Source organism: Rothia terrae, from assembly GCF_012396615.1.
In the GTDB taxonomy this organism is placed as follows: domain Bacteria; phylum Actinomycetota; class Actinomycetes; order Actinomycetales; family Micrococcaceae; genus Rothia; species Rothia terrae.
The window spans coordinates 1-14,931 of the sequence record NZ_JAAXPV010000010.1 but is presented as its reverse complement, the minus strand read 5'-3'; the positions used below and the strand labels follow the sequence as shown (position 1 = coordinate 14,931).

Here is a 14,931-nt window from a genome sequence, read left to right as displayed (position 1 = left end):
GAGGTGCGGACCGTTTTAGTCTTAGAACTCGTTACCGTAACCGTCTTCATCGTATGCACGTGAAGCTAGGTCAAAACCGGGAGGTGAGTCTTTGAGAGCCAAGCCGAGCTCAGTGAGCTTAGCCTTGACTTCGTCAATTGACTTTGCACCGAAGTTACGGATGTCCATGAGATCTGCCTCTGAGCGAGTTACAAGTTCACCCACAGTGTGGATGCCTTCACGCTTGAGGCAGTTGTACGAACGTACGGACATTTCAAGATCTTCGATTGGAAGAGCCAGGTCAGCTGCCATTGATTCGTCAGCGGGTGACGGACCAACTTCGATACCTTCTGCAGCGGTGTTGAGTTCGCGTGCAAGACCGAAGAGCTCTACCAGGGTGCTACCTGCTGATGCAACTGCGTCGCGAGGAGCAATAGCTTCCTTGGTTTCAACGTCCAAAGTAAGACGATCAAAGTCAGTGCGCTGCTCAACGCGGGTTGCGCTCACGCGGAAGGTTACCTTGAGAACAGGTGAGTAGATGGAGTCAACCGGAATACGGCCGATTTCTGAGTCACCGGTCTTGTTCTGAGCTGCCGAAACGTAGCCACGGCCACGTTCGATGGTCAGTTCAGCGTCAAAGTTAGCCTTAGCGTTGAGGGTTGCGATGTGAAGTTCCGGGTTATGGATTTCAACACCTGCAGGTACCTCAATGTCTGCTGCGGTGAGTTCACCGGGGCCCTGCTTGCGCAGGTAAGCAGTTACAGGCTCGTCGTTTTCTGAAGATACTGAGAGCTTCTTGATGTTCAGGATAATCTCGGTAACGTCTTCAGAAACGCCCTCAACCGTGCTGAATTCGTGCAGCACACCGTCGATGCGAACGCTGGTTACAGCAGCACCGGGGATTGAAGAAAGCAGAGTACGACGAAGCGAATTGCCCAAGGTGTAGCCGAAGCCGGGTTCCAAGGGCTCAATGGTGAAGCGTGAGCGGTTATCCGCTACTACTTCTTCACTCAAAGTAGGACGCTGTGCAATTAGCACTGTGTTTCCTTTCAGTGAGCATCCGCTATATGAGCTCACAAGTTTGGGAAAACAAGGGATAAGGAAGCAGACGTAACGATCCGTCTGTAATCACGAGAATACGTGATTGCCCGAAACTAACGTGCTTCGGGACGAACCGACATTAGACGCGGCGGCGCTTCGGAGGACGGCAACCGTTGTGAGCAACGGGGGTTACGTCCTGGATTGAGCCAACTTCGAGGCCGGTAGCCTGAAGTGAGCGAATTGCGGTTTCGCGACCTGAACCCGGGCCCTTCACGAATACGTCTACCTTGCGAACGCCGTGTTCCTGAGCGCGCTTTGCAGCGGTCTCAGCAGCCATCTGCGCTGCGTAAGGAGTTGACTTACGTGAACCCTTGAAGCCAATTTCACCTGCTGATGACCAGGAGATAACTGCACCTGAGGGGTCAGTGATTGAAACGATGGTGTTGTTGAAGGTTGACTTGATGTGAGCCTGACCTGCAACAATATTCTTATTAACCTTGCGGCGGGGCTTACGAGCAGCCGCTGCGCGAGTCTTGGGAGGCATTATTGATTCTCCTACAAAGTTGGTTGATTAGCGTTGGTTGAGCAAGAAATGTTCAACTGATTCAACGCTTATTACTTCTTCTTACCTGCAACGGTACGCTTCGGGCCCTTACGGGTACGTGCGTTGGTCTTGGTGCGCTGACCGTGTACCGGCAGACCACGACGGTGACGCAGACCCTGGTAGCTACCGATTTCTACCTTGCGGCGGATATCTGCAGCAACCTCGCGGCGAAGGTCACCTTCAACCTTGTAGTTACCTTCGATGAAGTCACGAAGTGCTACGAGCTGCTGATCGTCAAGATCCTTGACGCGGATGTCGGGTGAGACACCGGTTGCAGCAAGAGCTTCCTTTGCACGGGTCTTGCCCACGCCGTAGATGTAAGTAAGAGCTACTTCCACGCGCTTTTCGCGAGGAATATCCACTCCAGCGAGACGTGCCATATGGGGCGTTCTCCTTGTTATTACCAGAGGTCTTCGGCATCACTGCCCGAAAGTTCTTTTCGGTCCCCGGCCTCTGAATCCGGAGGTATTCTCGTTTGAACGAGAAGCGGTGCCTTATTTCATGTGACTGCTTCGATTCTTATCATCGAAGCAGTTTTTCACTCTAAAGAGCGTGAGGGATAAAAATTAGCCCTGACGCTGCTTGTGGCGCGGGTTTTCGCAGATCACCATGACCACGCTATTACGGCGGATCACTTTGCACTTATCGCAGATCGGCTTAACGCTCGGCTTGACCTTCATCGCATTCCTTTGCGTTGATTGCAATTATTTGCATTGACACTTGCGGGATAAGAGGTTCAGCGTGAACTGAACTATTACCCCCTTTTACACGGCGTAAACGCCGCACCTATGCGCGACGTTTGCGTTCGTGGTTATTTGTAGCGGTAAACGATACGACCACGGGAAAGGTCGTAAGGGCTCAGCTCCACTACTACTCGGTCCTCAGGTAGGATTCGAATGTAGTGCTGACGCATCTTACCTGAGATGTGTGCAAGAACCTTGTGACCGTTGTCCAGCTCAACGCGGAACATTGCGTTGGGCAGAGCTTCTACCACAGAGCCTTCAATCTCAATGACGCCGTCTTTCTTGGCCATATCCTCCGCTAACGTTCGGTGCCCTACTGCATCTGCAGGGGCAGTTGATTGTTATATCTGTTTCTCCTGTGCCTTCTTACAGAAAGCGACAAGAGATGCCTGTTTTATGAACGGCACAGACAACCAACTCATAAGTTTACGGTACTCAGTCAAATAAGTTAATGCTTTGATTCACTTAATTTGTGTGAGTTGTATATCAAACAAACCCGCTATGCATTTTTATCAGTTGGTTATCGGTTCGCTACTCTGGGCTCTCGTAGGGGTTAGTCGTCTTGCGCTGCCAGCTGACCGCAAGCACCATCAATATCGCTACCACGAGTATCGCGGACAGTTACTGGAATTCCGTGTGAACGCAGACGCTCAACGAAGTTCTGCTCAACGCCCTTGCGTGATGCCGTCCATTTAGAACCGGGGGTCGGATTCAGCGGAATCGGGTTGACATGTACCCAGCCGCGTCCACGCTGCGCAAGTTTCTTACCCAGCAGATCAGCGCGCCATCCTTGATCGTTGATATCGCGAATAAGCGCGTATTCGATAGACACACGGCGACCGGTCGTGCGGTAATAGCTGTATGCCGTGTCCAAGGTTTCATCAACTTTCCAGTGAGTGTTGATGGGAATCAGTTCATCACGAAGCTCATCATCCGGTGCGTGAAGAGATAGCGCCAAAGTAACAGGCAACTCTTCCATCTCAAATTTACGGATACCCGGAACCAAACCAACAGTCGACATGGTGATACCGCGAGCAGAAATACCGAGACCTTCGGGCGAAGAATCAATGAGTCGGTGAACCGCACCCATAGTACGCTTATAGTTAGCAAGAGCCTCGCCCATACCCATAAAAACAATGTTTGAGACGCGCAGGGGACGGGTATCTTCACTACCGCCTTCTGCTTCTTCTAAGCCCTTCATCTGCTTGAGGTAACGCGCACCTGCAACAACCTGCTCAACAATTTCAGCGGTTGAAAGATTTCGGGTAAGCCCCTGCTGTCCCGTCGCACAGAAAGGGCAGTTCATTCCGCAACCGGCCTGAGAAGAAATACACATCGTAACGCGGTTGTCATAACGCATAATCACAGACTCAACGAGAGCCCCATCAAAAAGACGGTGAACAACCTTGAGGGTGTCTCCCCCATCAGCTTCTAGAGTACGCACTGTGGTCAGCAGCTGAGGCATAGCCTTAGCAACCATCTCCTCACGCTCAGCAGCCGGCAAATCTGTCATTTGCTCAGGATCAGTCACCAAGCGCTCAAAATAGTGCTTAGACAGCTGCGACGCACGAAAAGGCTTGTACCCCAGCTCCTGAAGGAACTCACGACGACCAGCCATATCGAAATCAGCAATATGCTTTGGAGGCTGTTCACGGCGAGGAGCCTTCAGCGCGATCTTGCCCGCTTCAGGACGAATCGGTGAGATCTCAACCGGAGTCTTAGTGGTTGTTTCAGTCATAAAAATCCTTAGTAAAAATCTGTCTTAGGCAGGAATCGGTTTCACGGTAACGCCAAGCTTGGAAAGCTCCGATGCACCGCCGTCCTCAGCAGTAAGAACCCAAATACCTTCAGAATGGAAAGCTACCGAATGTTCCCACTGACACGCGTCCCCGCCGTCGTGGGTGACAACAGTCCACTCGTCCTCTAAAGTCGTCGTCTCAATTGAACCGGTTACCAGCATCGGTTCAATCGCTAGAGCCATACCTTTTTTGAGGCGCGGACCGAGATCACGAGCAGCATAGTTCAACACATCGGGCGCCATGTGCATCTGCGAACCGATGCCGTGGCCCACAAAATCTTCAATAATGCCGTACTTATCGCCGGTTTCTGAACGCACAAAGTCCTCAATAGCTACACCAATTTCACCGACCTTGCGGGCTGATGCTGCAGCAGCAATACCGTGCCACAATGCGGCCCTCGTAATTTCTGAAAGCTCACGACGCTCATCAGAAATATTTCCGACCAATACAGTGCGAGCAGAATCGCCGTTCCACTTCTTTCCGCTAGGTTCAGTGATAATTGCGCCGCCATCGATGGAAATCATATCGCCATCCTCAAGAACCCTAGAACCGGGAATACCGTGCACCACTTCATCGTTTACAGACGCGCAAATAGTTGCGGGGTAATCGTAATACCCCAAGAAGTTTGAGGTTGCATTATTCTCAGCCAAGACCTCACGGAACGCCAAGTCAAGATCACCGGTAGTAACACCGGGGCGGGTAGCTGCAACTGCCGCGTCCAAGGCTCGCGAGGTAACGACGCCTGCTTTGGCCATCATGGCAAGTTGGGCATCACTTTTATATTCAATACGTCGCATCTATTTTCTTTCTATCTTCCAAGGACGCGGGGTAAGGTTCATCGCGCGTAACTAACTAATACTGCTTAAAAAAGTGTGCCCCCGCAATGACCGGGGGCACAACGTTCTCAAGATTTACTTGAGAGCATCCAAGATGCGTTCTGTAACCTCATCGATATCACCAAGGCCGTTAATTTCCTTGACGATACCGCGCTCGGTGTAAAGAGCAACCAAAGGAGCGGTTTCTTCCTCATACACCTTCAGTCGGTGACGAATGACTTCTTCATTATCATCTGAACGACCCTGCTCAGCTGCGCGGTTCAGCAGACGCTGAACGAGCTCATCGTTATCAGCTACGAGCAAGAGCACACGACCAATCTCAACACCCATGTCTTCAAGGATGCTGTCGAGCTCCTGAACCTGAGCTACGTTACGGGGGTAACCGTCGAGCAAGAAGCCGTTTGAAGCGTCTTCTTCAGCCAAACGAGCACGTACCATATTGTTGGTCACTGAGTCAGGAACCAGGTTGCCTGAATCGATGTAGCTCTTAGCTTCTTTACCGAGTTCGGTTTCTTCCTTAATGTTCTTACGGAAGATATCGCCGGTAGAGATGGCAGGGATATTCAGCTTTTCAGCGATGCGAACAGCCTGGGTGCCTTTGCCTGCACCGGGAGGACCAATAATGAGCAAACGATTCATCGTAGCAATCCTTCGTAATGACGTTGTTGGAGTTGAGCGTCGATCTGCTTCACAGTATCAAGACCGACACCGACAATAATAAGCAAAGATGTACCACCGAACGGGAAGTTCTGGTTTGCATTGAACAGAACCAACGCAACCAGCGGAATCAATGCAACGATGCCCAAGTACAATGCACCGGGCAAAGTAATACGGTTCAACACGTAGCTGAGGTAACGCTCAGTGGGGCGCCCTGCACGGTAGCCCGGAATGAAACCGCCATACTTCTTCATGTTGCCAGCGACTTCTTCTGGATTGAAGGTAATGGATACATAGAAGTATGCAAAACCGATAATCAGCAAAAAGTACAAGAGCATATACAGCGGGTGGTCGCCGCGCACCAGGTAGGTGCTAATCCAAGTCACCCAAGGAGCGGGTTCAGAGCCATCCTGCGGGGTGTTGAACTGCGCAAGCATACCCGGGAGCATCAGCAATGACGATGCAAAAATGACGGGGATAACTCCAGCCATGTTGACCTTGAGCGGGATGTAAGTGGTCGTACCACCGATAGTGCGGCGTCCAACCATGCGCTTAGCGTACTGAACAGGGATGCGACGCTGAGACTGCTCAACGAAGACCACAGCAATAATGGTCAGCAGACCAATCGCAACGATGCCCGCAAAAATTCCCCAGCCCAGGGTGCGCTGAATGTCGCCCAGTGCGGTCGGGAAGCTTGATGCGATTGAAGTGAAAATAAGCAGTGACATACCGTTGCCAACGCCCTTTTCAGTAATCTGCTCACCGAGCCACATAATGACGCCAGTACCTGCAACCAGCGTAATGATAATCAACAAAATGTGAATCAAGCTATCGTCAGGAATAACAGGCAAAGTACAGCCAGGAAGCAAAGAACCAGAGCGTGCCAATGACACGATGGTGGTCGCGTTCAAAAATGCCAGACCGATAGTCAGGTAACGGGTGTACTGAGTCAGCTTAGTCTGACCCTGCGCGCCCTCTTCATGAAGTTCTTGGAATCGTGGAATAACCACGCGTAGAAGCTGCACAATAATGCTCGCCGTAATATACGGCATCACACCCAGAGCAAAAATCGACAGCTGCAACAAAGCGCCACCGCTGAAGAGATTCACCATGTCAAAGACTCCACCAGAAGCACTAGCAGTAGCCATACACTGCTGCACGTTTCCAAAAGAGACACCTGGCGCAGGAATAAACACGCCAATACGGTAAATCACGATAATGCCCAGGGTAAACAACAGCTTGTTTCGCAGATCGGGGGTTTTAAAAGCCCGACCTAAAGCGCTCAGCACATGTCCTCCTGAAATTTTTTCGCTCAGGAAGGACACAGAGTATTGCCCTACCTGAATACATACTTCTGAACAGTCTAGCGCGAATGCTACAAACTTTCAGTCTCGCGCACCAAAAGATAAGCCAGCTAACACCGGTTACATCGCACAGCTGAAAAGTAACTTAGAAAAACTGAACAAATTTAAAACAAAAAGTGGCTATGCACTTCCCTTGAAGGGGAAGACATAGCCACTTTTACAAAGCTACTTACTTAACGGTTACTGAACCGCCAGCAGCCTCGATCTTCTCGATTGCGCTTGCTGAAGCCTTGTCAACGGTAACGTTCACCTTGACGGTGAGGTCGCCGTTGCCGAGAACCTTAACCAGCTCGTTCTTGCGAACAGCACCCTTTGCAACCAGTGCCTCAACGGTGACGTCGCCACCCTCGGGGAACAGTTCTGAGATGCGATCCAAGTTAACAACCTGGTACTCGGTACGGAAGGGGTTCTTGAAGCCACGGAGCTTCGGAAGGCGCATATGCAGCGGCAGCTGACCACCTTCGAAACCAGCCTTTACCTGGTAACGTGCCTTCTGACCCTTGGTACCGCGACCTGCAGTCTTACCCTTTGAGCCTTCGCCACGGCCAACGCGGGTCTTTGCTTTGTGGGCACCCGGAGCCGGGCGCAGATCGTGAATCTTGATAGCGTCGTTCTGTTCTGCCATCTTTACTTGACCTCCTCAACCTTCACGAGGTGAGCGACAGTGTTGATCATGCCAACGGTCACAGCATCAGCAGTACGGACAACAGTGTTACCCGGACGCTTGAGACCGAGTGAACGAAGGGTGTCGCGCATGTTCTGCTTTTCACCAACGTAGGACTTGACCTGGGTGATTTCCAGTTTTGCGTCGCTGGGCTTAATACGCTTACCGGTCATTACGCACCTGCCTTTTCGTTCTGAGCGTTGAGCAAGTACACAGGGATAACCTCGTCGTTGGGCAGGCCACGGCGGGCTGCAACAGCAACGGGTTCCTCGAGCTGACGCAATGCTTCAATAGTTGCGTGAACGATGTTGATCTGGTTTGAAGAACCGAGTGACTTGGAGAGCACGTCGTGAATACCTGCTGCTTCAAGTACCGCGCGAACAGGACCACCAGCGATAACACCGGTACCTGCGGTAGCAGGACGGAGCATAACTACGCCTGCTGCGCGCTCACCCTGAACGCGGTGAGGAATGGTGCGGCCTTCGATGCGGGGAACGCGGAAGAAGTTCTTCTTTGCTTCCTCAACACCCTTAGCAATAGCTGCGGGAACTTCCTTAGCCTTGCCGTAGCCAACGCCAACCATGCCGTTACCGTCACCAACAACGACGAGTGCGGTGAAGCTAAAGCGACGACCACCCTTGACGACCTTGGAAACGCGGTTAATGGTTACAACGCGCTCAATGAACTTGTCTTTCTCCTCTTCGCGACCGCGGTTGTTGCGGCCACCGCGCTCGCCACGGCCACGGCCGCCACGCTCGCCGCGGTTGTTGCGGCGATCTTCGCGCTTGGAGTTCTCGGTGGTTTCAGCTGCTTCTGCAGTTGCTTCAGTCACCTGAGTTTCCTTTTCGTTTACAGTCTGCTCGCTCATTAGAGTGCCAGGCCTCCTTCGCGTGCGCCTTCAGCTACTGCTGCTACACGACCGTGGTACTTGTTACCACCGCGGTCGAATACAACTGACTCAACGCCAGCTGCCTTAGCGCGCTCTGCAACGAGCTCGCCAACGCGCTTAGCCTTAGCAGTCTTATCGAGATCTGATGCGTTGCGCAGGTCTGCTTCCATGGTTGAAGCGTATGCCAAGGTGTGACCCTTGGTATCGTCGATAACCTGAACGAACATGTGGCGTGATGAGCGGGTAACGCTCAGACGCGGACGTGCTGAAGTACCTGAAATGTACTTGCGAACGCGTGCGTGACGACGTGCGCGTGCAGCTGACTTTGTCTTGATAGCCATTATTACTTACCAGCCTTTCCGACCTTGCGGCGGATCTGCTCGCCTTCGTAGCGAACGCCCTTGCCCTTGTAGGGATCAGGCTTACGCAGACCACGGATGTTAGCTGCTACGTGACCAACGAGCTGCTTATCAATACCTGAGATTGACAGCTTGTTAGCGCCCTCTACAGCAAAGGTGATACCCTCGGGTGCCTTGATGCTGATGGGGTGTGAGTAGCCCAGTGCGAATTCCAGGTCGGAACCCTTTGCCATCACGCGGTAACCGGTACCAACGATTTCGAGCTTCTTAGTGTAGCCTTCGGTGACACCGATGATCATGTTGTTGATCAGGGTGCGTGAAAGACCGTGCAGTGAGCGTGATTCACGCTCGTCGTTCGGACGGGAAACTACGATTTCGCCGTCATTCTGAGCAACGGTGATAGGTGCTGAGATCTCGCGGGACAGTTCGCCCTTGGGACCCTTTACAGCAACTACGTTGCCATCAATCTTAACCTCAACGCCGGCAGGAACCGAGATGGGGAGACGTCCAATACGTGACATTTGCTCTTCCTTTCTCTTCTTACCGACTACCAGATGTAAGCGACGACTTCGCCGCCAACACCCTTCTTCGCAGCCTGCTTGTTAGTGAGCAGACCTGAAGAGGTTGACAGGATTGCGATACCGAGGCCACCGTGAACCTGAGGCAGGTTGGTTGACTTTGCGTATACACGCAGACCCGGCTTGGAGATACGACGAACGCCTACGATGGAGCGCTCACGTGAGGGGCCGAACTTCAGTTCGAGGGTCAAGGTCTTGCCAACCTTAGCGTCCTCTACCTTGAAGTCAGCGATGTAGCCCTCAGCCTTCAGGATCTCAGCAATGTGAGACTTCAGCTTTGAGTTGGGCATAGATACTGAGTCGTGGTATGCAGAGTTTGCGTTGCGCAAACGAGTCAGCATATCTGCGACAGGATCTGTCATAGTCATAGTGGGCTTTAGCCCTTCCTCGCTGTGGTTTCCTCACCCTTGAAAATTATTGGGAGGGACCTACAACGTAGTTGTTACTGGGTCTTGAACGGGAAGCCAAGCGCCTTGATAAGTGCGCGGCCTTCTTCGTCAGTCTTTGCGGAGGTCACAATGGTGATATCCATACCGCGAACGCGATCGATTGAATCCTGATCGATTTCGTGGAACATTGACTGTTCGGTCAAACCGAAGGTGTAGTTACCGTTGCCGTCGAACTGGCGGTCTGAGAGACCACGGAAGTCGCGGATACGGGGCAGAGCCAATGAGATCAAACGATCCAGGAATTCCCACATGCGATCGCCACGAAGAGTAACGTGCGCACCGATGGGCTGACCTTCACGGAGCTTGAACTGTGCAATTGACTTCTTTGCACGGGTAACCATCGGCTTCTGACCGGTGATTGCGGCAAGGTCGCGAACAGCACCATCCATGAGCTTCGCGTCCTTAGCAGCTTCACCAACACCCATGTTTACAACTACCTTGACAACCTTGGGAGCCTGCATAACGTTCTCGTATGAGAATTCTTCCTGCAGTGCCTTGGTTACCTCGTCGTTGAACTTGGTCTTGAGGCGAGGGGTGATCTTGGTTTCGGTCATTAGATGTCCTTACCCGAGCTCTTGGCAACGCGCACGCGGTTGGTGCGGGTCTTGCCATTGCGCTCTTCAGTCTCGAGGCGGTAGCCAACGCGGGTCGGCTTCTTGGTCTCGGGATCAACGATTGCGACGTTTGATACGTGAATCGGAGCCTCAACCTTTTCAATGCCGCCGGCTGCACCGGTCATCGGGTTAGCCTTGGTGTGCTTGGTGACGACCTTTACGCCTTCAACGAGTACACGTTCGGTCTTAGGGAATACCTTGAGTACCTTGCCCTGCTTACCGCGGTCTGCACCTGCGATAACCTGAACGAGGTCGCCTGACTTAATCTTAGCCATGGGTTAGAGCACCTCCGGAGCGAGCGAGATAATCTTCATGAACTTCTTATCGCGCAACTCGCGACCGACGGGTCCGAAAATACGGGTACCGCGGGGATCACCATCAGTGTTCTTGATGATAACTGCTGAGTTCTCATCAAACTTGATGTAGGAACCGTCCGGGCGACGGGTTTCCTTCTTGGTGCGAACGACAACTGCCTTAACGACGTCGCCCTTCTTTACGGTGCCGCCAGGGATTGCATCCTTGACGGTAGCGACGATGATGTCGCCAATGCCTGCGTAACGACGTGCAGAACCACCGAGAACACGGATGGTAAGGATTTCCTTAGCACCAGTGTTGTCAGCGACCTTCAGTCGTGACTCCTGCTGAATCATATTTCTCCTGTCGTCTCACCGGTTCCGACCGCACGGTATTTTGTGGGCCAGCCTTGCGGAACATTTTTACGGGATTGTGACGCACCGGTCCCTTTTTTCGTGATGAAAAGTGGGTTAGCGGTTACGCCTGGGATTTGGCCATGCCAGGAACATTTGACCCGCATCGGTTGCGGGCGAGTGCCCACTGATGTAGCGGCATTATGCTTTGGCACGGAAAAATCCGTGGTTTGTATAGATAGAGTAATCCACACAGATTTACAATCTTAGCACAGCATATTTTCAGGTAACAGGGGTGTTTTCAAGGATTAAAAGTGATGTGTACTGCATGGTTCACTCTTGTTCTTGAGGCGGCTCTGTGGAGGTTGCTTCTTGCCATCGATGTGCCGGAAGCGCAAGAAGACACACCCCTGCACCAACTATCAGAAGCCCCAGCGCACAAGCAACGGAATATGACGGTTCACTCCCCCATCTATTCGGCTCAGCATGGATTAATGACATCACCAACACCACTCCCCACGCACTCAGTACTGTGCGAATCACGATAAATAAAGTAGTGGCATCCTCAGTTTGCTCCGGTGCAATGTCATTGAATGCAGCAGCTTGCCCCAGCAAAACGTGCTGGCTCAAACCGACACCAAAGACCAAAAGAAGTAGTCCTACGGCCACAAGTGGCAATTGCATCAGAAGTATCGGAATCAAAGCCCCGAGCGCAACCATCAAGCCACCGAGCATTGTGCATCGAGAACCGAACTTCTTATTCAGATGCATCATCATCTGACTGCCCAATAAAAGCCCCAGAGTTTCGGGGAACATCGTTACCCCAATGGACTGAAGACTGTGACCCTGCGCGCTGAGCATGAGCGGCAAGAAAAACAAGAAGCCCGATAGTGCAAGTGATGCGGTACTGATAGATAAGACGCTGAACCTGTACAGGGGCGAACGGAAGACCTCAAGAGCTAATACCGGGAATTCTGATGTCAGACTTCGCCTGACACACGCGATCAAAGCTATAACTCCCGCTCCGGCAACAGCAATTAGCACCGCAAAGCGCCAGAATACAATGCCGTGAGTCTGAATAGATTCGCCCATGAGCGGCGCAACAAGGGTGAGGGCACCGGTGCCCGCAGCCAGCAGGAACAACCCCACAATATCAAGGTGACCTCTCACACCACTATCGATGGTGCGTTTTCGCGGTAGCAGGGTATAAGCCGCCGCCCATGTACACATCGAAAGAAGCGCTAGGGCACCAAAGATCCAGCGCCATCCCCAATGCTCAGCTACTACGCCACCGACCACCGGACCAAGCATCGGTGCAATGGTGAGCGGCACCAGCGTCCACCGGGCAATTCGCAGACGGTCTTCGCCCGTTGCGTCCTTGTACATCAGCGCTAAACCAACCGGCACCAAAATGCCTGAGCTTGCTCCCTGCACCAATCGGGCAGCCACTAGTAGCGCTGGGTTCGGTGCGCAGGCTGATAAGACAAGACCGATGCTAAGTCCCGCCAAGCACCAGTAAAAAATCCGGGAAGTACCCTGCCAATGCGTTAGCCACGCGGCTGCGGGTAACACCACCGCAGATGTGAACAAGAAAGACCACTCAATTGATCCAAGCGACTCCGGGGACACCGAAAAATCGTGAGCAATTGCTGGTAGAACGGGCACCACCACGGTTCCGTCAAAACCATTGATTGCCATCGCGCACAGATAAATCACAATAACAGCTACCGGTATTTGTCGGCGCTCCGTTGGTGCGGTAGCAGAAGTTACTGCTTTGCTCATCGCAAAACCTCCCGCGCAATAGCCGGACCAATCAGTGACATAGGCCCAGCCTGCGTCATCTCACGGTGAGTGCAATCAATACCGATTTCTTTCAGCTCTCCGCCGATGTACGGCAACCATTCGTTAGGATTATGGTCTTTACCCACACCAGCTTTCAGCGCGCTAAAGAACAGCACATCTGTTTCAAGCACCGGATGCGCATATTCCCTCAAAATCTTTGCAGTGTTCAGGTAAGTCACTAGCAAAGCATCAATCGCGTCAGAAGATAAACCTGCCATCGGCGATGCGTGCTCCGTCAGTGCCTCCGCTAAGGCAGCAGGAGTAAATTGCCCGTTGAGCACATCGTCTTCGAGTCCGGCCATCGCCAGCACCGACGAAATCGCGTCCTCATACGGCGGATGCTCAATATTGCTTTCAGCTTCAGAGGGATAAGCATCGAGTAAGGCTACAGTGCCGATCGGCAAGTCTTCCTCATAGGCAATAGCAGCTAATACTTGCGCCACCATACCGCCCAGAGACCAACCCACAATATGAAGGGGACCGCCTCGGTGTACCTTTCGAATTTCTGCCAAGTAATCGCGAGCCATCACTTCTAAGGACGCGGGCTGTTGATCGGGCGACAGCACTCCCCTAGCCTGTATACCCCACACCGGGAAATCCCACGGTAGATATTTGGTCATCGATGAGTAGCACCACGACAATCCACCCGCCGGATGAATGCAGTACAGCGCGCCGTGCTCGTATGAATCCGAGCGTTGAAGAGGTATTGAATCAGTTCTAAGGTTTCTAGGTTGGGTTGACGCTTAGGAGCGGAAGCCAACCACGCCTGAGCGAGAGGCGGCACAAGTTGCACCACCCTCACTTTTTCTTGCTCGATTAAAGTAAATGCAGTTTTCGGGCTAGGATCGGCCGCAAAGACAATGGTGCTACCGGTGTATATTGCCCCTAAAATGCCCGCGGAACTCATGGCGAATTTGTGAGATGCAGGCAAAACAACTAGCAGGGTACTTTCCTGATTCAGCTGACAGATCTTCGCCGACTGACGCACCGAATACAAATAATCAGCGTGAGTTCTAGGGATGAGCTTGGAAAGCCCCGTGGTGCCACCTGAAAGCTGCAAGAAGGCAACCTGCTCGCTCTTTCGCGTCCTATCAGTATTGATGACGGGCTGTGCAGGGGTGAAAGATTCAGACTTCTCCGTATCATAGGGCAAGGATGCGTCGATACCGGCTAACCTACGGCATTGCTGGTCCTGCACAGCCGAGGCGACTGACCGGTGTAGCTGCTGAAAATCTGCACCGGTAGTGCGCGAAGAAAATACATGCGCTGAAGCATCAGATTTTATAGCAAAGTGAATTAGATCCGATGCCCGATGAGCAGGAAGACAAAAGACGGGAATTCCCCCAGCCCAAAAAATACCTAATAAATACACGAGGTATTCGGCGATATTAGGTAATTGAAGCAGGACGCGATCCCCCGGCCGCACACCGGTGTCTCACACACGAGCCGCAGCCAGCAGCGCCTGTTCCCGCAGCTCTGCATACGTCAGCCTCGCCACCAGATCGGACTCACCTTGTGACATCTTTTGATGCGAGACCGCAACGACAGCTAGATTTTCTGCAAAGTCCGTGCAAGAGTTTTCAAGAAATTCGGGAATGGTCTCATCAACCCACATCCCTGCTTTTCGATAGCGTTCAGCAAATTCATCGGAGTAAGGAGCAACCGGTAGAAGCGACGGAGTTTCACACACAGTAATGGTTCTTTCGCTAGATAAGTGCAAAGAGGGCAAAATCTATGAAGAGGCTTATTCAAAAGTAAGAGCAAATCCCACACCCACCAACTAGACAACGGCCCCACCAGCGGCAAAAATATGAGCGTTAAATCTCTACAAATAACCTCAAGCCATACCGGAAGAACCGTTGCAAC

22 protein-coding genes are annotated in these 14,931 nt (G+C 52.3%); all 22 read right to left on the bottom strand.

Translation table 11 applies throughout. The features are described 5' to 3' along the window. Positions 1-21 precede the first annotated feature (21 nt). Positions 22-1,017: a DNA-directed RNA polymerase subunit alpha gene (locus tag HF984_RS06710; RefSeq protein WP_168614914.1), complete on the bottom strand. Its 996-nt coding sequence runs from the start codon at positions 1,015-1,017 to the stop codon at positions 22-24. Between the two features lie 142 nt (positions 1,018-1,159). Continuing rightward, entirely contained in the window at positions 1,160-1,564 is a 405-nt protein-coding gene (gene rpsK, locus HF984_RS06705) for a 30S ribosomal protein S11 (protein ID WP_168614913.1), read from the bottom strand. A 71-nt stretch (positions 1,565-1,635) separates the two neighbouring features. Next, on the bottom strand, positions 1,636-2,004 hold the full coding sequence (gene rpsM / locus HF984_RS06700) for a 30S ribosomal protein S13 (protein WP_168614912.1): 369 nt from the start codon (positions 2,002-2,004) through the stop codon (positions 1,636-1,638). Positions 2,005-2,190: 186 nt separating this feature from the next. Next, positions 2,191-2,304, bottom strand: coding sequence for a 50S ribosomal protein L36 (gene rpmJ / locus HF984_RS06695; RefSeq protein ID WP_168614911.1), 114 nt, complete (start codon positions 2,302-2,304; stop codon positions 2,191-2,193). Between the two features lie 131 nt (positions 2,305-2,435). Then, entirely contained in the window at positions 2,436-2,657 is a 222-nt protein-coding gene (infA, locus tag HF984_RS06690) for a translation initiation factor IF-1 (protein WP_005505018.1), read from the bottom strand. 263 nt (positions 2,658-2,920) lie between these two features. Continuing rightward, positions 2,921-4,105, bottom strand: coding sequence for a dual-specificity RNA methyltransferase RlmN (rlmN, locus tag HF984_RS06685; RefSeq protein ID WP_168614910.1), 1,185 nt, complete (start codon positions 4,103-4,105; stop codon positions 2,921-2,923). Between the two features lie 24 nt (positions 4,106-4,129). Then, positions 4,130-4,963 carry a type I methionyl aminopeptidase gene (gene map, locus HF984_RS06680; RefSeq protein ID WP_168614909.1) on the bottom strand — a complete coding sequence of 278 codons (834 nt, stop codon included), beginning with the start codon at positions 4,961-4,963 and terminating at the stop codon, positions 4,130-4,132. A 114-nt stretch (positions 4,964-5,077) separates the two neighbouring features. Next, positions 5,078-5,641, bottom strand: a complete 564-nt coding sequence (locus HF984_RS06675; protein WP_168614908.1) for an adenylate kinase — start codon at positions 5,639-5,641, stop codon at positions 5,078-5,080. Beyond that, entirely contained in the window at positions 5,638-6,948 is a 1,311-nt protein-coding gene (secY, locus tag HF984_RS06670) for a preprotein translocase subunit SecY (protein ID WP_168614907.1), read from the bottom strand. The genes HF984_RS06675 and secY overlap by 4 nt, the downstream gene beginning before the upstream one ends. Before the next feature lie 244 nt (positions 6,949-7,192). Beyond that, positions 7,193-7,648: a 50S ribosomal protein L15 gene (gene rplO / locus HF984_RS06665; RefSeq protein ID WP_168614906.1), complete on the bottom strand. Its 456-nt coding sequence runs from the start codon at positions 7,646-7,648 to the stop codon at positions 7,193-7,195. 2 nt (positions 7,649-7,650) lie between these two features. Further along, positions 7,651-7,860 (bottom strand): 50S ribosomal protein L30, encoded by a 210-nt coding sequence (gene rpmD / locus HF984_RS06660; protein WP_168614905.1) that lies wholly within the window; start codon positions 7,858-7,860, stop codon positions 7,651-7,653. After that, the gene (rpsE, locus tag HF984_RS06655; RefSeq protein WP_375546063.1) at positions 7,860-8,519 is read right to left on the bottom strand and encodes a 30S ribosomal protein S5; all 660 of its coding nucleotides are present in this window, start codon (positions 8,517-8,519) and stop codon (positions 7,860-7,862) included. Before rpsE ends, rpmD begins: the two co-directional genes overlap by 1 nt. A gap of 35 nt (positions 8,520-8,554) precedes the next feature. Beyond that, positions 8,555-8,917: a 50S ribosomal protein L18 gene (rplR, locus tag HF984_RS06650; protein WP_168614903.1), complete on the bottom strand. Its 363-nt coding sequence runs from the start codon at positions 8,915-8,917 to the stop codon at positions 8,555-8,557. Positions 8,918-8,919: 2 nt separating this feature from the next. After that, complete coding sequence (rplF, locus tag HF984_RS06645; protein ID WP_168614902.1) at positions 8,920-9,456, bottom strand: 50S ribosomal protein L6; 537 nt, start codon at positions 9,454-9,456, stop codon at positions 8,920-8,922. 26 nt (positions 9,457-9,482) lie between these two features. Beyond that, positions 9,483-9,881 carry a 30S ribosomal protein S8 gene (gene rpsH, locus HF984_RS06640; protein WP_168614901.1) on the bottom strand — a complete coding sequence of 133 codons (399 nt, stop codon included), beginning with the start codon at positions 9,879-9,881 and terminating at the stop codon, positions 9,483-9,485. A gap of 74 nt (positions 9,882-9,955) precedes the next feature. Next, entirely contained in the window at positions 9,956-10,516 is a 561-nt protein-coding gene (rplE, locus tag HF984_RS06635; protein WP_168614900.1) for a 50S ribosomal protein L5, read from the bottom strand. Continuing rightward, positions 10,516-10,851, bottom strand: coding sequence for a 50S ribosomal protein L24 (rplX, locus tag HF984_RS06630; protein ID WP_168614899.1), 336 nt, complete (start codon positions 10,849-10,851; stop codon positions 10,516-10,518). Before rplX ends, rplE begins: the two co-directional genes overlap by 1 nt. Before the next feature lie 3 nt (positions 10,852-10,854). After that, positions 10,855-11,226, bottom strand: coding sequence for a 50S ribosomal protein L14 (gene rplN, locus HF984_RS06625; RefSeq protein WP_168614898.1), 372 nt, complete (start codon positions 11,224-11,226; stop codon positions 10,855-10,857). A gap of 330 nt (positions 11,227-11,556) precedes the next feature. Further along, on the bottom strand, positions 11,557-13,005 hold the full coding sequence (locus HF984_RS06620) for an MFS transporter (protein ID WP_168614897.1): 1,449 nt from the start codon (positions 13,003-13,005) through the stop codon (positions 11,557-11,559). Next, complete coding sequence (locus HF984_RS06615) at positions 13,002-13,685, bottom strand: alpha/beta fold hydrolase (RefSeq protein WP_247596505.1); 684 nt, start codon at positions 13,683-13,685, stop codon at positions 13,002-13,004. The genes HF984_RS06620 and HF984_RS06615 overlap by 4 nt, the downstream gene beginning before the upstream one ends. Then, positions 13,682-14,491 carry an AMP-binding protein gene (locus HF984_RS06610; protein ID WP_343947429.1) on the bottom strand — a complete coding sequence of 270 codons (810 nt, stop codon included), beginning with the start codon at positions 14,489-14,491 and terminating at the stop codon, positions 13,682-13,684. The genes HF984_RS06615 and HF984_RS06610 overlap by 4 nt, the downstream gene beginning before the upstream one ends. Before the next feature lie 9 nt (positions 14,492-14,500). Continuing rightward, positions 14,501-14,755 (bottom strand): hypothetical protein, encoded by a 255-nt coding sequence (locus HF984_RS06605; protein WP_168614895.1) that lies wholly within the window; start codon positions 14,753-14,755, stop codon positions 14,501-14,503. Positions 14,756-14,931 lie beyond the last annotated feature (176 nt).